The organism is Chryseobacterium sp. SIMBA_028 (assembly GCF_046535285.1).
Taxonomy (GTDB): domain Bacteria; phylum Bacteroidota; class Bacteroidia; order Flavobacteriales; family Weeksellaceae; genus Chryseobacterium.
Genome location: NZ_JAWRWZ010000723.1, coordinates 1 through 243 on the forward strand (window position 1 = coordinate 1; position 243 = coordinate 243).

General features: G+C 46.5%; 1 protein-coding gene. It reads left to right on the plus strand.

Annotated features, from left to right (window positions below):
• A partial coding sequence (locus SCA31_RS25150) for a 6-phosphofructokinase (protein ID WP_410699663.1) occupies positions 1-243 on the plus strand: 243 nt, incomplete at both ends.

The window sequence follows — 243 nt, forward strand, 5'->3', positions numbered from 1 at the left end:
GTATGGATGAGCTTTTTGCAACATTCAGAAATGCTGAAAAAACAGGAAAAGCTTCAAGCATTGTTGTAGTAGCTGAGGGCGAAAAATTAGCCAACATCTACGAACTTGCAGAGCAGACCAAACAGGAATTCCCGGAATACGACATTCGTGTTGCTATTTTAGGACACATCCAGAGAGGAGGATCACCAAGCTGCGCAGACAGAGTGCTGGCGAGCAGATTGGGTTACGGAGCCGTGGTTGGAT